The sequence below is a fragment of the Methyloparacoccus murrellii genome (assembly GCF_054657115.1).
The window spans coordinates 1-18,794 of record NZ_BAAHXD010000017.1 but is presented as its reverse complement, the minus strand read 5'-3'; the positions used below and the strand labels follow the sequence as shown (position 1 = coordinate 18,794).

Sequence of the window (18,794 nt, the reverse complement as noted above, 5' to 3'; positions counted from 1 at the left end):
CATGAAGGTCGATTCCGAAGAAAAGATCTACGACGACATCAACATCACCCCGATGCTGGATGTCGCCTATGTGCTGCTGCTGATCTTCATCATCATGACGACGGCGACGGTGCAGGGCATCACCGTCAACCTGCCCAAGGCCAGCAGCAGTCCCAGCCTGGCCAAGCCCAAGACCAAGGCGGTCTCGATCACCCAGGACGGCACCCTGTACCTGGACACCTACCCGGTCACCCTGGCGGAGCTGGAAACCCGCCTGGCGCAGTACAAGGCGGCGACGCCGGACCTGCCGGTCGTCATCAAGGCCGATGCCAGCATCCAGTACCAGAAGGTGGTCGAGGTGCTGGACGTGGTGACGCGCCTGGAAATCGGGCAGCTGGGCCTGGTGACGCAGAAGCTCGTCAAGTAGCGCTGCCATGAGAGTCCTTGCCGCGGCCATTGCCGACATGGCCGGACCCGCACCGGGCACCGGGGAGCGTGGCGCATGAAACACCGGTTTCTGCTCAAGAACCTGCCCTGGATCGCCGGCCTGGTGCTGGTGCTGATCGTGGCGGTGCTCGCCTATGTGTTCCGGGACCTGTTCGAGAGGCCGGCGCAGACGAAGAAACAGGTGCAGCAGATCACCGTGGTGCAGCCGCCCAGCCCGCCGCCACCGCCGCCGCCCAAGCCGGACATCAAGCCGCCGGAGGTGAAGGAGGAAAAGCTGCCGGAACCGGAGCCCGAACCCGAGCCGGAAACGCCCGAGCCGGAGCCGGAACCCGCCGACGCGCCACCGGGCGATCAGCTTGGCGTGGATGCCGACGGCGGTGCCGGCGGCGACGGTTTCGGGCTGGTCGGCCGGAAGGGCGGTACCGGCCTGGTCGGTGGCGGGGGCGGCAACGCCATCATCTGGTACGGCCAGCACGTCCAGCGCGAGCTGACCAGCGAGCTGGATCGCCGCCTGCGCGACCGCGCCCGCGCCAACAGGTACTCGGCCGTGGTGCATGTCTGGATCAGCCCCAACGGCGAGATCACCCGGGTGGAGCTGGCCAATTCCAGCGGCACGGCGGAGATCGACGAGGCTCTGAGACAGGCCATCGCCCAGATTCATGGCCGGCTCAAGCCGCCGCCCGAGCGCATGCCGCAGCCGCTGAAGATTCGCATCCGCACCTGACGCGCCCATCCGGCGCGCGCCAGGCTTTCCCCATCGTTCGAGTGATTCCATGAGCAAGCACATCCCGGCCCGACGGGCCGCATCACCGATGACCCGCCGCTCCGCGCTGGGTCTCTGCATCACCCTGGCGCTGGGCGGTTCGACGGAGGCCGGCGCCTCGACCGAGAAGGAGGAATTGCTCAAGCTGCGCAACACCACCCTGAACCTGATCGACATGCTGGTCGAGCAGGGCGTGCTGGACAAGAACAAGGCGGCGGTGATGGTGAAACGCGCCGAGCAGAAGGCCGCCGACGAGGCCAGGACCGAAGCCCGCCGGGAAGAACCCGCGGAAGGCCGGACCGCGGCCGCCGGCGCGGGCTCCGCCGTCGCCATGCGCAACCTGCCGGACGAGCCGTCCACCCGCCGCGCGCCTGGCAAGGGGCCCGTGCGCGTGACCTACGTGCCGGACTTCGTCAAGGACGAGATCCGTGCCGATGTCCGCAAGCAGCTCAAGGACGAGGTAGTGAAGGAGGTCAAGGCCGAGGCCAGGAACGAGAAGTGGGGCATTCCGGCTGCCTTGCCGGAGTGGGTCAGCAGGATCAAGCCCTATGGCGATATCCGCCTGCGCTTCGAGGATCAGCTGTTCGGCGCCAACAACGTGCCGAACGCCTATTTCAACTGGCCCCTGATCAATGCCAGCGGCGGCCTGGCCAATACGCCCAATCCGTTCCTGAACACGACCCAGGACCGCGAACGCTTCCGGGCGCGCGTCCGCTTCGGTTTCGAGACCCAGCTGGTCGAAGGCGCCAAGGCCAACGTGCGGCTTTCGACCAGCAACGATCGCAGCCCCATCACCACCAACCAGACCATGGGGCAGACCGGCGAGCAATGGGAGGTCGCGCTGGATCGCGCCTTTCTGCAATACGACTATCTGGACGACGAGGGTCACGACTGGTTCAGCCTGTGGGGTGGGCGCACGCCGAACCCCTGGTTCAGCACCGACAACATGTTCGACCAGGACCTCAACTTCGAGGGTTTCTCGGGCACCTTCCGCTTCCCCTTCAGCGACATGAACGACCCCGAGCTGCGCGGCTACAACGCGCCCAACACGGCGGGCCGGCTGTGGTTCCAGAACCTGAACCAGGGCTTCACCAAGCCGAACGAGCTCTACCTGACCGGCGGCTTTTTCCCGTTGCAGGAAACACCCTTCAACGCCGACTGGAAATGGATGGCGGCCGGGCAGACCGGCTTCGACTGGCTGTTCTACACCGATTCGCGCCTCAAGACCGGCGTGTCCTATTACAGCTTCCACAACACCCAGGCACGCCTGAATCCGCCGGGCAGCACGGTCAACGACTGGACGGCGCCGCAGTTCTTCACCTTCGGCAACAGCCTGGCGCAGATCAGCAACGACCTGGAGCCGCTCGACGCGCCGCGCCTGGTGGGCCTGGCCTCGCGCTTCGATGTCCTCGACATCATCGCCCAGTACGACTACACCGGTTTTGCGCCCAACCATATCCTGCTGACCGGCAACTATTCGAACAACCTGGGCTTCGACCGCGAGCAGATCTACAACAGCCTGGGCCGGGATATCGAGCCGCAGACCGATGCCTGGCAGGTGCGCCTGGACGTCGGCCGTCCCGACATGCTGCGGCTGGGCGACTGGAATGCCTGGGTGGCCTACAAGTATCTGGAGCGCGACGCGGTGTTCGATGCCTGGACCGATTCCAACTTCCACCTGTCCGGGACCAACGCCAAGGGCTATGTCATTGGCGTCAACTATGGCCTGGCCAACAACATCTGGGCTAACCTGCGCTGGCTGTCCAGTTCCGTCATCACCGGTCCCACCTATGACGTCGATGTCCTGCTGGCGGACATCAACGCCCGTTTCTGAGCTGGCTCAAGCATGAAGCGCAATCCGACTGCCGGCCCGGCCGGGACTGCCACCGTGGCGGGCGTCCGCCGCCCGCCCTTCGCCCGCGGCTGGGTGACGATGGCCGTGCTGGCGGTGCTGCTCGGCCCCGCCGAGGCCGCCAAGAAAGGCGATCCCGATATTGTCCAGACCCTCAACAAGGCCCAGGGCATGCTCCGCCAGCTGAGCCAGGAAAAGGCCGAGCTGGAAGCCCGGCAGGCCGAGACGGCCAAGGCGCTGGAGGACGCCCAGCAGGCGCTGGACGCCAAGCTCAAGGAGAACCAGCAGCTGCAGGCCGATCTCAAGCAGAAGACCGACCTGCTGACGGCCTTGCAGCACAACAACGAAATCCTGAAGAAGAACAACGAGGTGCTCAAGACCAATCACGAGAACCTCAAGAAACACTGCGCCGAGCAGATGGACAAGGCCCGCGAGCAGATACAGCAGCTCGGCAGCGACGTGCGCAACCACCAGCACGACAACGCCCTGCTGGTGAACGCGGTCAAGGAGCGCGGCCGCTGGATCGAGCAGTGCACCCAGCGCAACCAGCAGCTGATCCGGGTCAACCGGGAAATCCTCGATAATTTCAACAACCAGAGTTTCTGGGAGAGTCTCAAGGAAGCCGAGCCGCTGACCGGCATCGGCTCGGTTGCCCGGGAAAACCGGGTCGAGGAGTACCGCTACCGCCTCAACGATCTGCGCGTGACGCCCTGGCAGGACAGCGAGACCGGCGGCGGCCAGCAGCAGCCCTAGCGCATAGCTGCATCGCCGCAGCGGGCGGGCCGGCAATATCGCTGGCCCCCGGACGGGGGCGCGAGGTGCGCCAAGCATGCCGGCGGCCTGTCCCTCGCCGGATGTCTGTTGTCGCGGATGGGGAATCCATTCCGGTCCCGCCGCCGTGGCGCACCGCCCGCGCGCCCTGGAATCTCCCGGCCTTCGATCAACGCGCGATCCTCCATGGTGATGGCCGGACAGGGGCCTCGCCGTCACCTGGATTTTTCGGGCACCCGATAGCCAACCGCCCGGCCGGTAACGGCCAGGCGGTTCGTCAGGCCGTTGCGAGCGGGTGTCTCAGAAACCGAAGACCCGACGCCGGGAGCCCAGATCGCGGAACTGGGTTTCGCCGGTCGACTCGTCGACACCGTCGTTGTCGGTGACCATGTATACCCGGCCGCCGGCGCTCAGGGTGAGGCCCTCGGGCTTGTCCTGAACCCATCCCTTGGGTTGTTGCAGCACGGGCAGGAGGTCGAGTGCGGGCTGCTTGACGAGCTCGGGCAAGGTGCCGCCATGAGCGGCGGGAGTGATGCCTGCTACCGAGAAGGTATAGAGCTTCTTGAGTGCGGCATTGTCGCCGCGCTGGTTATCGCGCTCGATCACGGCAAAGCGGTCGTTGCCGAGGTAGGTCAGCTCGGACAGTCCCACCCAGCCGCCCGCGGGCGAGGCGACGGGGTCGAGCGGGTAACGATAGAAGGCCCAGTCGCCCGTGCTTGGCGTGTAGCGGCCAAGCTTGACGTGGCCTTGCGGGTCGTCCTTCCATTCACGCTGGAAGGCCACATAAACCCGTTCGCCGTCGCCCGATCCCACCACGGCTACGCCTTCAAAACCATTTGTTGTTTTCTGGGCATCCAGGCTGGGTGGTAGGGGAATTTCCTGCTGGACAACGCCCGCCGCGGTGGCTCGGATCAGCAGGTTCTTGCGGCTATTGTTGCCTTCCGAGGCCAGCCAGAAACCGCCGTCCGCCCGTTGCGCCAGGCCCTCGATATCGTAGTCACAGGTATTACAGTTCGTCAGCGGCATGGTCGAGGTGATGCGCGCGGGTTTGGAGCTGACGTCGATGGTGTAGAGCTTCGGTTCCTTGTAATAGGAATCATGCGCGCCGTAGAGCAGCTTGGCGTTGTCCTTGTCGCCTACCAGCGCGGACAGCGCGCTCCAGGGAATCGGGTTACCCGCGGGGTCATTCCCGGAGACGATGGTGGGATAGCTGGCTGCCCCCAACTTCAGGCGGTAGATGTTGACACTGGCGCGCAGGCCCAGATCCGCGTCATCCAATTCCGTCGAGACGATGAAGAGATTACGCTGCGGGAGGGCTTTCAGGCCCTCGGGGCTGGCGGTCGTCGGCAGCAATTGCAGGAATTTGGGTTCCGCGTTTCTGGCGGTTTTGTACACGGCGACGAAATTGCCGCGTTCGGAACCCACGAACAGGAAGCCGTCCATGCCGTACTGGCCGAAGTCGATGCCCTCCGGTTCGGAGCCCTTGTTTTCCGATCGGTTCTCCGGATAGTGCCCATGGCGGACGGCGATATGCTCGTAGCTGTTGCCGGCGTCATGCACCAGGCCGCTCATCATGTTGAACACGGACCAGCCGCGGCTGCCGCCCTTCCAGTCGCCTTCGTTGGCGGTGGCCACGTGCATGTCGTCGATCCAGGTGATGGCGTCCGCTTCGCGCCGAACTCCTGCGAGGGAACCGGTCAGGCGAATGACGTCGTCTTCCACGGTGTCGATCTGGTCCAGATCGACCGTGCCCATGGAGTAATGGTTGAGGATACTGCCGTCACGCAGGTTGACGAAAACCAGGTGATTGTTTTCCTGCAGGGTGACAGCCGCGATGTTGCGCCGGTTGATGTCGACATATTCGGGTTCGGCGTCATCCGCGGCGATCCCGGCCAGCCCGGTCAGATCCACCTTGCGCGTCTGCCAGGTGCCGGGGAGGCCCTTGATGTCCACGATCATCAAATGCCCGCTCGGTTCCTGGGGCAGATCGCCATCGTTCACATCCTCGTCGCGTTCATTTTCCACCGCCACGGCGGCGTAGCGGCCGTCCGGGCTGAGGGCGACGGAATCAGGCTGGCCCTGCATGTCCAGTTCGGCCACGATGGCGCGGGTGTTCAGGTCGACGACGGCCAGCTTGCCCGATGGAGAAGTGAAACTGGCCGAGGTGTTGACACCTACCAAAGCGTAGCGGGGGGCGATGGCCACGGAGGTTGGCTCTCCGCCCATCGGCAAGACGCCATCCACCTTGGGATCGAATGGGTTGGCGATGTCGATGAAGCCGATCCGTTTGCCAGGGCTGTCGGTGTAGATCAGCGTCCGGCCATCCTTGGTGGCGTCGATGATTTCGGCCACGGAGGTCTGGCTGGCATCGGTGTTCCGATAGACCGGCAAGGTGGCGATGCGTTCGAACATGCGGGCATTGGCACCCGGCCTGAATGGGGCAAGGGAATCGAAGAAATTGCTGGCAGTCCCGGCCTGGGAAATGCCGGGGGTCGCGCCACAAAGCGCCAACGCCAAGGCGGCAGAGAGGGTCGATTTGGAAAAAGTCATGGTGTGAGTCCTTTGGGTTAACGGGTTGGTATCCACTCGTTCGCAGACCTGCCACCGCCCTTTGTCGGCAGAGTGAAGTGGCGGGTGTTGCGGGAAAGATAAAGCGGGGCTCACGCCCCGCTGAAGGAGGAATGGCCGGTGAGCGGTCAGGTGCCGATCACGCCGCCGTCTTCCTTGCGGATGACGATGGTGGCGGCGCGCGGACGGCCCTTGGGGCCATAGCCCTGGGAGAAGGGCCAGGAGCTGATCTTTTCCGGCGTGGCTGGATCGTTCTTCTCGCTGTCCGGCTCGCCCGGGTGCTGGATGTTGATGAACATCGAGGTGCCGTCCGGCGTTTCGGTGATGCCGGTGATCTCGCAGCCCTTGACGCCGGTCAGGAAGCGCCGGATTTCCCGCGTTTCCAGGTCGGCGCACAGCATCTGGTTGTTGCCGATGTTGGCGTACTCGTTCTTGCCGACGACGCTGGTGGAAATGTCGGTCTGGATCCACAGGCGGCCTTGCGGATCGATCCAGAGCCCATCCGGGCTGCCAAAGGCATCCCCGTTGATGTTGCCCCGGTATTCCGGCTTGGTCTGGGTCGGATCGCCACAGAGGACGAAAACATCCCAGGTGAAGGTCAGTGAGGCCGGGTCGGCGTTGCGCTCGCGCCAGCGGACGATGTGGCCGAAACGGTTGTCCTTGCGGGGATTGGCCTCGTCGATGGGCGGCCTGGCGGAGCCGGCGCTGGTCGTGCCGTCCGGCTGGTTCGCCGACTCGGGGGTGCTGCCGCGGCGGTTGTTGTTGGTGCAGGTGACGAAGACATCCTTGGTGTTTTCGTCGACGGCGATCCATTCCGGGCGGTCCATCATGGTGGCGCCGACCCGGTCGGCCGCCTGGCGGGTCTTGATCAGCACCTCGGCCTGGTCGGCAAAGCCATTTTCCGGGGTCAGGCCATTCTGGCCCCAGACCAGCGGAATCCATTCGCCGATGCCGGCCATGTCGCTGGGCGCATGACCGGCCTTGAACCTGGCGACATACAGGGTGCCCTCGTCGAGCAGATTCGCGTTCACCCGGCGGTTGTTCGGCCGGAACCGGTTGGCGGAGACAAACTTGTAGATGTACTCGTTGCGCTCGTCGTCGCCCAGGTAGACCACGACGCGCATGTCCTTCGCCAGCGTTACCGTGGCACCCTCGTGCTTGAAGCGGCCCAGCGCCGTGCGCTTCCTCGGCACGCTGCGCCTGTCATAGGGATCGATCTCGACCACCCAGCCGAACCGGTTGGGCTCGTTCGGGTGCAGGTCGGCGCGGAAGCGCTCGTCGTGCTCGTGCCAGCGGTAGCCGAAGCCGCCCTTGGTGATGCCGTAGCGGTTCTGATGGCTGGTGGGGGTGCCATTTTCCAGGGAGAAGTAACCGTTCCAGTTTTCCTCGCAGGTCAGGTAGGTGCCCCAGGGGGTGTAGCCGTTGGCGCAGTTGTTGAGGGTGCCCAGGGCTGCCCGGCCGGATGCGTCGGCCGCGGTCTGCATCAGCGGGTGACCGGCGGCCGGGCCGCTGATGCGGATCGGCGTGTAGGCGGTCAGGCGGCGCGCGTAGCGGGAAGGGCGAACCACTTCCCATTCGGCGCCATTGCGCTTGACCTCGACCATGGAGACGCCATGGGCGGCCTGACTCTTCTTGACCTTCTCGGCAGTCCAGGGCTCCATGCCGCCGACATGCAGCAGGCCATCGTCGGTGTATTCGTGGTTCACCGCCAGGATGCCGCGGCTGGAGCTGGCCTTGCGGCCGGGCATCGGGTACGGCAGCGGGAAGAAGTGCATGCCGTCGTGATGCATGCCGGCCTGCTGTTCCTGCTCCTCGGCGGTGTTGCTGGCATCCGGCCTGAATTCGGGGCCGTTCGAAATGGGGTCGCCCCAGGCGTAGAGGACCTGCACGGCATGGTTCCTGGGAACCTTGACCACGTCCTCGCTGGAGACGGGGATGCTGTCAAAGCCGATGGCCGGGCTGTCGAAAGCCTCGCTTCTGGACGTCCAGCTCAGGCCCGGCAGGCCAAGGAACGAGGCCACCGCCAAGGCCGAACCGCCCTTGAGGAGTTCGCGGCGACGCGGGTCGATTTCGACCAGGCTGTCGAAGTGGGGGTTGTCGGACGTGTTGCAGATGCTGTCGACATCGTGCTCGGCCATGGGTATCTCCGTGCTTCAGGGTTGCGGGGGGTCGGTGCCGGCCGCTGGAGCTGTGTGACCGGCCGGGAATCCCGGAAGATAGAGGCCGCATGTGACTGTGTGGTGACTGCCGCTTGACGAGTCGGTGAAGATTTGGCGACGGCGGGACGGATGCTGCGGGAGGGGCCGTTTGCCCCGGCGATTTGTCATAATTGCGCGCTAGTCTGTAGGGTCACCCTGGCGGTTGCCGGCGGAGCCCGGCAGCCGGGGCGTTTTCTTTCATCCTGATATTTTTTGCGAGGCCATCATGGGCATTGGAATCTGGGAGTTGCTCATCATTTTCGCCATCGTGCTGGTCCTGTTCGGCACCAAGCGATTGCGCAACATCGGCGGCGATCTGGGCGGGGCGATTCGCAGCTTCCGCTCCGCCATGAGCGGGACCGAAGCCGAGGATGGCGACAAGCCCCATCGCGCCGATGCCGAGGCGGCGGACAAGCCCCCGCAGGACAAGGGTTAGCCGGCATGGTCCTGGCGGGTTTGAGCGGGGTGCCGTCGCCGGCGACCGGGATGACGTGTGACGGTCGCGTGTGCCGGGGTCGCGTTGCCCTGCCGGCGGGAGGCGGGCATGGCTGACAGGGAGGGCAGGACCGACAACCGGGACGAGGAACAGCCGTTCATCGCCCATCTGATCGAACTGCGCGATCGCATCCTCCGGTCCGTGATTGGCGTGGGGCTGGCGTTCGCCGCGCTCGCCTATTACGCCAACGACATCTATGCGCTGCTGGCCGAGCCCCTGCTCAGGCACATGCCGGCCGGCACGCAGATGGTGGCCATCGACGTGGCGTCGCCCTTCTTCACGCCGTTCAAGCTGACGCTGGTGGTGGCGCTGGTGCTGGCCGTGCCCTGGGTGCTCTATCAGGCCTGGGCCTTTGTCGCCCCCGGCCTGTATCGGCGGGAGCGGCGGCTGGTGCTGCCGCTGCTGATCGCCAGCACCGTGCTGTTCTATGCCGGCATCGCCTTCGCCTATTTCGTGGTGTTTCCGCTCATGTTCGGCTTCTTTGCCGCGACGACACCCGCCGGTGTCACCATGATGACGGACATTTCCCGCTATCTGGACTTCATCCTGACCATTTTCGTCGCCTTCGGCATCGCCTTCGAGGTGCCGATCGCCACCATCCTGCTGGTCTGGAGCGGTATCGTCAGCCGTGCCTCGCTGGCGGCCAACCGGCCCTATGTGATCGTCGGCGCCTTCGTCATCGGCGCCATCCTGACACCTCCGGACGTGATTTCGCAGACCTTGCTGTCGCTGCCGATGTGGTTCCTGTTCGAGGCCGGACTGTGGCTGTCGCGCTTTTTCGGTCCCGGTGACCCCCGGCGGGAGGACGACGAGATCCCGCAGCTGGAGCCGCCGGACCCGCCGTCCTGATGCCGGGCCTTGCCCGGCGGGGCGAGGCCATGACCCACCTTCCGGCGCGCCCCCATGACGGGGATGCCCCCGCCCGGGAGGGCCCGTTCCGCGCGGCTAGAGCCAGCCCCCGCCAAGCGCCTTGTAAAGGTCCACCATCGCATCGACCTGCTTCTGTTTGGTCTCGATGAGATCCTTCCTGGCTTCCAGGGCATCCCGCTGGGTCAAGAGCACATCGAGATAGTCCGCGCGGGCGGACCTGAACAGTTGGTTGGCGACATCTATCGACTTGACGAGCGAGTCCACCTGTTGCCTCTTGAGCGCGTAGTTCCTCTCAAGGTTGTCGATGTTGGCAAGCTGATTTGCCACCTCGGCACAGGCGTTCAGTATCTTCTGCTCGTATTCGTAGGCGGCCTGAATCTGCCTGGCATTCGCGTTCTTGTATTCGGCGATGATGGCATTTTTGTTCACCAGCGGGGCCACCAGTTCTCCGGCGACCATGGCCGCCAGCGACTCGGGGGTATTGACCAGGTATTTCAGCAGGAAGGCATCGAAGCCTATGCCGGCCTTGATGCCGAAGCTGGGGTAGAAATTGGCCCTGGCCACATCGATATTCAGGTCGGCTGCCGCAAGCTCGAATTCGGCTTGCCGGATGTCCGGACGATTTTGCAGCAGCTGCGAGGGGATGCCGGCGCGGAGGATTTTCGGCTGCATGTCCATGAAGCTGGTGGAGGCCCGCCGGATGGGCTGGGGTCTCCTTCCCAGGAGGACGTTGAGCCGATTCTCGACCACGGTGATCTGCTGCATGATGTCGAATCGCTTGCTCTGGTTCTTCGCCACCTCGGCCTCGTAGCGCTTGACCGCGAGGCTATTGGTTCTGGCGAAGATCTGTAGCTGCTTCACCACCTCCAGGCCGTTCTGCTGGATCGCGATGTTCTGGTCCAGATTCTCCAGCTGATTGTCCAGGGCCACCAGCTCATAGTAGGCATGGGCGACTTCCCCGACCAGATTGGTCAGCAGGAAGTTTCTGCCTTCCTGGCTCGCCATGTACTCCAGCACGGCCACTTGCGCCGCATTCCTGAGCTTTTTCCAGATATCGATTTCCCAGGTCGAGAAGAGCCCGAATTGGTAATTGCCGAAAAAGGTGGGGAAGCGCTGGCCATCCGGCAGCCTGAGAAAATCCTCGATAGCTCCCCTGAAGGTGTACTTCCCGACCTTTTCGCCTTCCGCCCCGGCGCCCATGTTGACGGATGGCAGATAGGCACCCCGCCGTGCCTGAATCTCGTTTTCCGCGATGCTGATGCGTTGCAGCATCATGTTCACTTCCTTGTTGTTGGCCACGGCAATATCGATCAGGCTTGACAGGTGCTGATCGGCGAAGAAATCCCGCCACTTCACGGTGGCTGAACTGGATTTCCCCGCAAGGCCTGGCTTGAAACTGTCCGGCAGACGAACCTCGGCTGTCCTTGCCGTCAATTCCGGAATCCCGCAGGCCGGCAAGGCCAGGCCTGCAAGGATCAGTGCCAGCAGCCGGACAGCGCTAGCCATGATGATGCTCGTCGCCCGGACCATATTGATAGGTCTCGGTGAAGGGGCTGACATCCTCGTCGCGGATCAGCCGCTTGCCTTCCGCCATGCTCGCGAACAGGTAATAAAGCCCCGGTATGAGGAGGACACCGAACAGGGTGCCGAAAACCATCCCGCCCAGGGCGGAGGTACCGATGGTGCGGTTGCCGACCGCGCCCGCACCGCTGGCCAGCGCCAGGGGAACCAGACCGGCGATGAAGGCAAAGGAGGTCATCAGGATCGGCCGGAAGCGTGCCTTGGCCCCCTCGATGGCCGCATCCCTGACGGACATGCCCTGCGCTTGCTTCTGCACCGCGTATTCGACGATCAAGACCGCGTTCTTGCCCAGCAGGCCGATCAGCATCACCAGGCCGATCTGGGAATAGACATCGTTGGCAAGACCGGTTTGTTGCAGCAGGAAGAGTGACCCGAAGATACCGGCCGGCAGGGACAGCAGGACGGCCAGTGGCAGGAGAAAGCTTTCGTACTGCGCCGCCAGCACCAGGTACACGAACACCAGGACCACCCCGAAGATCATCAGCGCCTCGTTGCCGCGGGCGGCCTCGTCGAATGACAGGCCTTCCCAGGCAATGTCATAGCCGCGCGGCAAGGTTTGCGCGGCGACTGCCTGGATGGCATGGATGGCCTCGCCGGTGGTGTGGCCGGGGGCAGGTTCGGCGCGAATGGCCGCCGAGTTATAGAGGTTGTAGCGCGTCAGCTCGTTGGGGCCCTGTTTCTTCTTCATGGTCATGAAGGCGGAATACGGCACCATCTTGCCGTCCTCGTTCTTCACGTAGTAGTTCAGCACATCCTCCGGAAAGCGCCGGAATTCCGGCAGCGCCTGGGTATAGACCTTGAAGAAGTTGTTGAATCGGATGAAGCCCTGCTCGTAGGTGCTGCCGATCATGATGTCCAGGTTGTCCATCGCCTTGTCGATGGAAACGCCCTTCTGCATGGCCAGCCGGTTGTCGATGACCAGCTCATACTGGGGATAATTGGCCGCATAAAAGGTAAACAGGCCCGTCAGTTCCTGGCGCTTGCGCAGCGCTGCCATGAAGTCCTGGTTGATCCTGTCGAACTCGTCGTAACCGGTATCCGACGTCTTGTCCAGCAGACGCAGGGCCAGTCCGGACGCCGCGCCGTAGCCCGGAACCGCCGGCGGCTGAAAGAATTCGATGATGGCGCCGAAGTCGTGGGTTCTTTCTTCCAGTTCGTGGATGATGTCCTGCACCGAGGACTTGCGCTCGGTCCAGTCCTTCAGGTTGATGATGCAGGTGCCGGCATTGGAGCCACGGCCTTCGGTGAGGATTTCGTAGCCGGCCAGCGAGGAAACCGATTGCACGCCTTCGACCTGGCGGGCCACGCTTTCCAGTTCCCGTGCGACCTTGTTGGTGACTTCTATCGTGGAGCCGGGCGGCGTCTGGATGATGGCATAGAGCATTCCCTGGTCCTCGCCGGGAATGAAGCCGGATGGCAAGGTTTGACTGACGAGCAGGATGCCGAGGGAAAAGCCAGCCAGGGCCAGAAAGGTCACGATGCGTCGGGCTACCACGAGGTGCAGTAGGTTGAGGTAACGTCCTGTGGCCCTCTCGAAGACATGGTTGAAGCTGTCGATGAGGCGACGGATGGGCGTCCTCTTTCTGGGTTGCGCGTGAGGACTCTGGAGAATCATCGCGCACAGGACCGGGGCAAGCGACAGGGCCACGATCGCCGAGATGACGATGGACGAGGCCATGGCAATCGAGAACTGGCGGTAAAAGACGCCGACCGGTCCGCCCATGAAGGCAATGGGAATGAACACCGAGGTCATGACCATGGTGATGGCGACGATCGCGCCGCCGATTTCACCCAGAACCCGTTGTGATGCCGCGTAGGGCGACAGGTGCTCGGTTTCCATTTTGGCGTGCACCGCTTCGACCACCACAATCGCGTCATCGACCACAATCCCGATCGCCAGGACCAGGGCAAACAGGGTGATCAGGTTGATCGAAAGCCCGAAGGCCGACATCACGGCAAACGAGCCGATCAGGGAGACCGGCACCGCCAGGATGGGAATCAGGGTGGAGCGCCAGTCGCCGAGGAACAGGAACACCACCAGGGTCACCAGCACGAATGCCTCGACCAGGGTGTGCAGCACCTTGTCGATGGAGGCCTCCACAAACCGGGAGACATCGTAGGAGATTTCGTAATCCATGCCGTCGGGGAACGAGGTTTTCAATTCCCGCATTTTTTCCTTCACGTCGGCAATGACCTTGCTCGCATTGCTGCCGTAGTTCTGCTTCAGGACGATGGAGGCGGAGGGGTAGGAATCCTTGTCGGAATAGATGTTGTAGAACTCGCTGTTCAGATCGACCTTGGCGATATCCTTGAGATGCAGGAACTCGCCTTCCGCATTGGCGCGGATGATGATGTCCTCATACTGCTCGGGCTTGTTGTAGCGGCCCTGATAGACCAGCACATATTCCCTGGACTGCGCGGCCATCCCCGTGCTCTGCCCGATCCGGCCAGGCCGGCCGATGATGCTTTGCCTGGCGATGGCATCCATCACCTCCTCGGTCGAAACGTTATAGGCCCGCATCCGGTCCGGGTTCAGCCAGATCCGCATCGCATACTGGCGACTGCCCAGGATTCTTGCCTGGGCGATGCCGAAGACGCGCTGGATTTCCGGAATGACGTTGACGTTGGCGTAGTTGAACAGGAATTTCTGATCCGCGTGCTTATCCTTGCTGTACAGGTTGATGTACATGAGCATGCTGGGCTGGACCCGCTCGACGATGACGCCCTCCAGCTGCACCAGCGCCGGCAGGCGGCTCATGACCTGATCCAGGCGGGTCTTCACGTTGACCATCGCGATATTGGGGTCGACGCTCAGGTCGAACAGCACCTGAAGGGTGGATTCCCCCGCGCTGGTCGCATCCGAAACCATGTACTTCATGCCGGGAACGCCGTTGATGGCGCGCTCGATCGTGATCAGGGATGACTGCACCAGGACATCGGCGCTGGCGCCCGGGAACGACAGGGAGATGGTGACGCGGGGTGGCGCGATATCCGGAAACTGGGAAATGGGCAAGGAACGGATCGCCAGCAAGCCCAGGAACAGGAACAGCAGCGACAGCACGATCGCCATGACCGGACGTTTGATGAAGATAGTGAACATGGCTTGCTCCGTGCCGGAGGTTCATTCGGCGTACAACTCGAGTTCCGAGCGGATCTTTGCCGGTGCCAGCAGGTCGATTTCCACCGGTTCGCCGGCATGTACCTTGCGCAGTCCTTCCAGCAGGATCCTGTCATCGTCCTTCAGGCCATCCCTGACGATGAACAGATGCGGCACCGAGGCATCGATGTGGATGAGCCGCTGCTCCAGCCGGCCTTCTGGCGTGACGATGAAAACGTAGGTCTTGTCCAGGATCTCGAAGGTGGCCTTTTGCGGGATCAGCATGGCATTCGGGTATGGCCTGGCCATCAGGATCGTGCCGGTCTGTCCATGGCGCAGCAGTTTGTCCGGATTCAGGAAGGTGGCACGAAATTCGATGTTGCCGGCCGTATTGTCAAAGTCCGCCTCGATGGTTTCGATGAGGCCGGCCTGATTGAACAACTCACCGTTGGCCATCCGTAGCCGCACCTTCGTCGGTTCGTTGCCGTGCCTGTGGGCGATGTAATCCAGATACTCCGCCTCCGGGACATTGAAATAAACCCATAGCCGGCTGATGTCCGACAATGTGGTCAGCAGTGCGCCTTCGTCCAGCAGGCTGCCGTTCCTGGCATACAGGCGATCCATGATGCCGTCGAAGGGCGCATTGATGTCCGTGAAACTCAGGTGGGTTTCCTCCAGCTTGACCTCCGCCAGCGCCTTGTCCAGTTTTGCCTTGGCGAGCGCCAGCTCGTTGGGCGACACGATGTTCTGATCCGCCAGGCCTTTGGTATTCAGGTATTCGATGTTCATGTTGTTGGCCTCGGCCTTGGCCTTCATGAGTGCGGCCTGATAGATGTTCGGCATGATCTTGAACATCGGCTGACCCTGGCGCACCGCCTGTCCTTCATCCACAAAGATATGCTGGAGATACCCCCGCTCCAGGGCCCGTATCTCGATGTGCCGGATGGCGCGAATCTGGCAGACATATTCCCGGATGACGGTCGTGTCCTCGCGTAGCGGAGTCGTCGCCGCCAGTTTGGGCGGCTGCTCGTGCCGCTCGAGTTTGTCTCGATGGCAACCCGCCAGCAGGATGCCGATCACGCCGGAAACCAGGAGTGCTCTGACGAAGGTGTTACGGTTCATGGGGCAACATGAGGGCGGGGGCCTGCGCAAAACCAGGCTTGCAGCCGTGGCTGCGGCGAGGGTGGTGGATTGGCCCGTCTGAAGCGCTGTGGCGCGCCACGCCCATCGGGGAATGGCGGGTCATCATGGCCAGGGTTGCCGCGGGTGCGTGGCTACCGGAAAGGCCGTCGGGGGGGGCCGGGATTCTGCATCGGGTTTCATATGCCCGATGGGCCTTGGCTGTCAGGGTCAGGCTGCGAGAATGACGACGGTTCTGTGGCATGGGGTCAGCGGGGTCATCGCGTTGGCGTGCCCGCGGGTAAGCAGCATGCGTGCCGAATTCGACAACGTATTGAAAAACATGGGTATGGCCTGTGCGTCCGGTCGCATGGCCAGCGCCGGGCTGGTTGAGAACCACCGGATTGGGCCGGTTAACGGCAGCGCGGCCGTCGAGAGCATCCCGCTGCGCGGCGACCCGGCGCCCCGGGGTTCGCGTGCAGGCATCGATAGCCGATGTATGGTGAAACCGGGACGCAAGATGCGGTCTGCTGGCCGGGTCTGGCCGTGGCGTGCGGATGGCTTCCCGGGGCTGCCGGGCGTTATTGACGAGGGGGAAACAGACCTGCCCTCATCGGCGTGTCCGGATTGCGGGCTGCTGTAACCTGCCAACCGTTAGTCTGGTCTCCCCCCCATTGACGGAGTCCGCACCATGAATCACACCACCGAACGCGGGATTCTCCAGGCCATGCTGTACCAGTCGAGCGAAATCCAGATGCCGCGGGTATTGAGGATTCATCGACGGCTGGAAACGGGCGACAGGCTGAATGACGACGATCTGACGTTCCTGTACGAGGTTTGCCGGTCGGTGGAGCGCATGCGGGTGCTGGTACTCCGCCACCCGGATTACGAGGATTACTGCACCCGCTCGGTCTATCTGCTGCGGGAAATCTCCTCCCTGGCGCTTGCCAATGAACGGGCTTGATCCGGCGCGAGGGAAACCTCGGGCCCATGTGACCAAACGGTGAAAAGCGATCGTTCGCGTGCGTCGAAATGCCGCGGCTCCCGGGTGCGACAGCCGCCGCGCACTTTGCTAGCTTTCAACTGTCGGTCAGACGACAGGCGGCGGAACCGGATTGTGACAGGTGATTCCGCCATCGACGGGAATCCAGACCCTCTTGGAGGTGACGCATGAGCAGAAACAGAAACAGCAAGGCCGTGGAACCGGAAGCCATCCCCGACAGCACTGCCGATGCAGCGGCGACGCCCGAATTGGCCGCCGTCGAGGTGGAAGCGGAGCGAGGTCTCAATGCCGTCGTGCAGTCGGTCAAGGCCGGCGCCGAGGCGGCGGAACAGGCCGCCAACCGTTTCGGGGCAGGCTTCCGCAAGGTGGCCTACCGGGGCGTCTACTACGTATCCTTCGGCGCCACTTTCGGCGCCTTGGTGGCCGCCAGGCTGGTGCCGCAGGGCAGCTGGGTGGGCGATGCCATCGCCGATGGCGCGTCTGCCGCCAGGCAGGCGTTCCGCGAGCAGGCGGCGCGACGGGTCGAAGAGGACATGACGCAGGCGCCCACCCCGGCCTGAGCGCGGCCCTGTCCATCACGCCGGCAGTGCGGACATGTCCGCACTGCCCTTTCCATCCGCTCCGTTGCCGCGACCGGGCCAGGCTCTCCACCCGGCCGATGGGCCGGCATCCGCCATGACGACACTCGTCGATCTGATCGAGCACCGCAGCGCGGTGGCCGCCGACGCCACGCTGGGCGAGGCGTTTCATGCCTTCACCCAGCACACGCATGCATTCATGGCGGTCGTCGATGGCAACCGCCTGGCGGGGCTGTGCGCCCGCAACGACCTGGGCGTGCTGCTCGGGTCGCAGTACGGATTTTCCCTGTTCGCGCACAAGCCGCTGACGGTGCACCTGCGGCCCGATCCGCTGCTGCTGCTGGCGGATACCGACCTGCACACCGCTTTCGGACAGGTCTTCGCCCGCGATGGCGAAACCTTCTACGACGACGTGCTGGTGATTGGCCGGGGTGGGGCGTTGCTTGGCCTCGTGCCCACGCAGACCCTGGTCAGGCTGCAAAACCGCTTCCACCGGGAGAGCATCCGCCTGTTGCAGGAGAAAGGCACGGAGCTGGCGTTGAAGAATCAGCAGATCGAGGCCGATCTGCGCCTGTCGCGCGAACTCCAGCAGGCCCTGCTGCCGGCCCGTTACCCCTGCTTTCCTCCGCAGGCCGCGCCGGAGCACAGCCTGTTCCGTTTTCAGCATGTCTATCGCAGCGTCGGCATCGTCGGCGGGGATTTCTGCCATGTCCAGCCGGTGGCCGAGCGGGTCGCCGGCATCTGCATCGCCGATGTGATGGGGCATGGGGTCAGGGCGGCGCTGGTCACCTCGATGCTGCGGGCCCTGCTGGAGGAACTGGGCCCCCTGGCCGGTTCTCCCAGCCGGCTGCTGACCCAGCTCAATCGCGAGCTGGCCAGCATCCTTGGCGGCGCAAGCCATGACGTGGTCTACGCCACCGCGCTTTACCTGACCGTCGACGCGGATGCGGGAACGGCCGTGCTGGCGACCGCGGGACATCCGCCGCCCATCCGCATTTGCCGCCAGACGGGCCAGGTCGAGAGGCTCCGGGATGACCATGCCGGGACGTTGCTGGGCTTCTTCGACGACTTTGCCTGCGGCGAAACGCGCGCGCCCTTCCTGCCCGGCGATACCCTGATGTTGTTCACCGATGGCATTGTCGACGTGGAAAGCGCGGCCGGCGAGGCCTTCGGGGTCGAGCGCCTATGCGCGGCGCTGGCCGCTGGCATGCAGCGTTCCACCCCGGAGCTGCTGGAGCAGCTGCTGCGGAATACCGCCGACTTCGCCGACGGCAAGGCTTTCACCGACGATGTCTGCCTGATCGCCGTGGACCGGACCTGTTGGCCCGGCCCGCCGGGCTAACAGGTCCGGTCCCGTGCACCCGGGGTTGCCTGTCCGGCCGGCAAGTGCACGAAGAAAAAGGCGATCCCGAAAATCACATAGCAGAAAAGCAGCAGCGCGCCTTCCAGCCAGTCGGTTTCCCCGTCCTGGA

General features: G+C 63.8%; 15 protein-coding genes. 10 read left to right on the top strand and 5 right to left on the bottom strand.

What is annotated here, in order from left to right:
* Position 1 precedes the first annotated feature (1 nt).
* The 4 genes from ACYQ1H_RS06755 (at position 2) to ACYQ1H_RS06740 (ending at position 3,794) form a co-directional block, all read left to right on the top strand.
* Complete coding sequence (locus tag ACYQ1H_RS06755) at positions 2-406, top strand: ExbD/TolR family protein (protein WP_460027281.1); 405 nt, start codon at positions 2-4, stop codon at positions 404-406.
* Positions 407-481: 75 nt separating this feature from the next.
* Positions 482-1,150 carry a TonB family protein gene (locus ACYQ1H_RS06750; RefSeq protein ID WP_460027280.1) on the top strand — a complete coding sequence of 223 codons (669 nt, stop codon included), beginning with the start codon at positions 482-484 and terminating at the stop codon, positions 1,148-1,150.
* Between the two features lie 49 nt (positions 1,151-1,199).
* Entirely contained in the window at positions 1,200-3,023 is a 1,824-nt protein-coding gene (locus ACYQ1H_RS06745; RefSeq protein WP_460027279.1) for a putative porin, read from the top strand.
* A gap of 12 nt (positions 3,024-3,035) precedes the next feature.
* Positions 3,036-3,794, top strand: a complete 759-nt coding sequence (locus ACYQ1H_RS06740; RefSeq protein WP_460027278.1) for a hypothetical protein — start codon at positions 3,036-3,038, stop codon at positions 3,792-3,794.
* A gap of 318 nt (positions 3,795-4,112) precedes the next feature.
* On the opposite strand, the gene ACYQ1H_RS06735 is transcribed toward ACYQ1H_RS06740, so the two are convergent.
* Both ACYQ1H_RS06735 and ACYQ1H_RS06730 read right to left on the bottom strand, forming a co-directional pair.
* Positions 4,113-6,362, bottom strand: coding sequence for an esterase-like activity of phytase family protein (locus ACYQ1H_RS06735; RefSeq protein ID WP_460027277.1), 2,250 nt, complete (start codon positions 6,360-6,362; stop codon positions 4,113-4,115).
* 146 nt (positions 6,363-6,508) lie between these two features.
* Positions 6,509-8,518, bottom strand: coding sequence for a PhoX family protein (locus ACYQ1H_RS06730; RefSeq protein ID WP_460027276.1), 2,010 nt, complete (start codon positions 8,516-8,518; stop codon positions 6,509-6,511).
* A 286-nt stretch (positions 8,519-8,804) separates the two neighbouring features.
* Here ACYQ1H_RS06730 and tatA point away from each other — a divergent pair, with 286 nt between their 5' ends.
* A complete protein-coding gene (gene tatA, locus ACYQ1H_RS06725) occupies positions 8,805-9,014 on the top strand; it encodes a twin-arginine translocase TatA/TatE family subunit (RefSeq protein WP_460027275.1) in 210 nt (69 codons plus the stop codon).
* A gap of 108 nt (positions 9,015-9,122) precedes the next feature.
* A complete protein-coding gene (tatC, locus tag ACYQ1H_RS06720; RefSeq protein ID WP_460027274.1) occupies positions 9,123-9,923 on the top strand; it encodes a twin-arginine translocase subunit TatC in 801 nt (266 codons plus the stop codon).
* Between the two features lie 96 nt (positions 9,924-10,019).
* Here tatC and ACYQ1H_RS06715 read toward each other — a convergent pair whose 3' ends face one another.
* Genes ACYQ1H_RS06715 through ACYQ1H_RS06705 form a run of 3 tightly spaced genes read right to left on the bottom strand, consistent with a single transcriptional unit; the run spans position 10,020 to position 15,744 of the window.
* Positions 10,020-11,450 (bottom strand): TolC family protein, encoded by a 1,431-nt coding sequence (locus ACYQ1H_RS06715; protein WP_460027273.1) that lies wholly within the window; start codon positions 11,448-11,450, stop codon positions 10,020-10,022.
* A complete protein-coding gene (locus tag ACYQ1H_RS06710) occupies positions 11,443-14,625 on the bottom strand; it encodes an efflux RND transporter permease subunit (RefSeq protein ID WP_460027272.1) in 3,183 nt (1,060 codons plus the stop codon). The genes ACYQ1H_RS06715 and ACYQ1H_RS06710 overlap by 8 nt, the downstream gene beginning before the upstream one ends.
* Positions 14,626-14,646: 21 nt before the next feature.
* Positions 14,647-15,744 (bottom strand): efflux RND transporter periplasmic adaptor subunit, encoded by a 1,098-nt coding sequence (locus ACYQ1H_RS06705; protein ID WP_460027271.1) that lies wholly within the window; start codon positions 15,742-15,744, stop codon positions 14,647-14,649.
* Between the two features lie 307 nt (positions 15,745-16,051).
* On the opposite strand from ACYQ1H_RS06705, the gene ACYQ1H_RS06700 reads away from it, so the two are divergent.
* The 4 genes from ACYQ1H_RS06700 (at position 16,052) to ACYQ1H_RS06685 (ending at position 18,664) form a co-directional block, all read left to right on the top strand.
* Entirely contained in the window at positions 16,052-16,384 is a 333-nt protein-coding gene (locus ACYQ1H_RS06700; RefSeq protein ID WP_460027270.1) for a hypothetical protein, read from the top strand.
* A 48-nt stretch (positions 16,385-16,432) separates the two neighbouring features.
* The gene (locus ACYQ1H_RS06695) at positions 16,433-16,705 is read left to right on the top strand and encodes a hypothetical protein (RefSeq protein WP_460027269.1); all 273 of its coding nucleotides are present in this window, start codon (positions 16,433-16,435) and stop codon (positions 16,703-16,705) included.
* A gap of 206 nt (positions 16,706-16,911) precedes the next feature.
* Positions 16,912-17,304 carry a hypothetical protein gene (locus tag ACYQ1H_RS06690; protein ID WP_460027268.1) on the top strand — a complete coding sequence of 131 codons (393 nt, stop codon included), beginning with the start codon at positions 16,912-16,914 and terminating at the stop codon, positions 17,302-17,304.
* 115 nt (positions 17,305-17,419) lie between these two features.
* Positions 17,420-18,664 carry a PP2C family protein-serine/threonine phosphatase gene (locus ACYQ1H_RS06685; protein ID WP_460027267.1) on the top strand — a complete coding sequence of 415 codons (1,245 nt, stop codon included), beginning with the start codon at positions 17,420-17,422 and terminating at the stop codon, positions 18,662-18,664.
* The last annotated feature ends 130 nt before the right edge of the window (positions 18,665-18,794 follow it).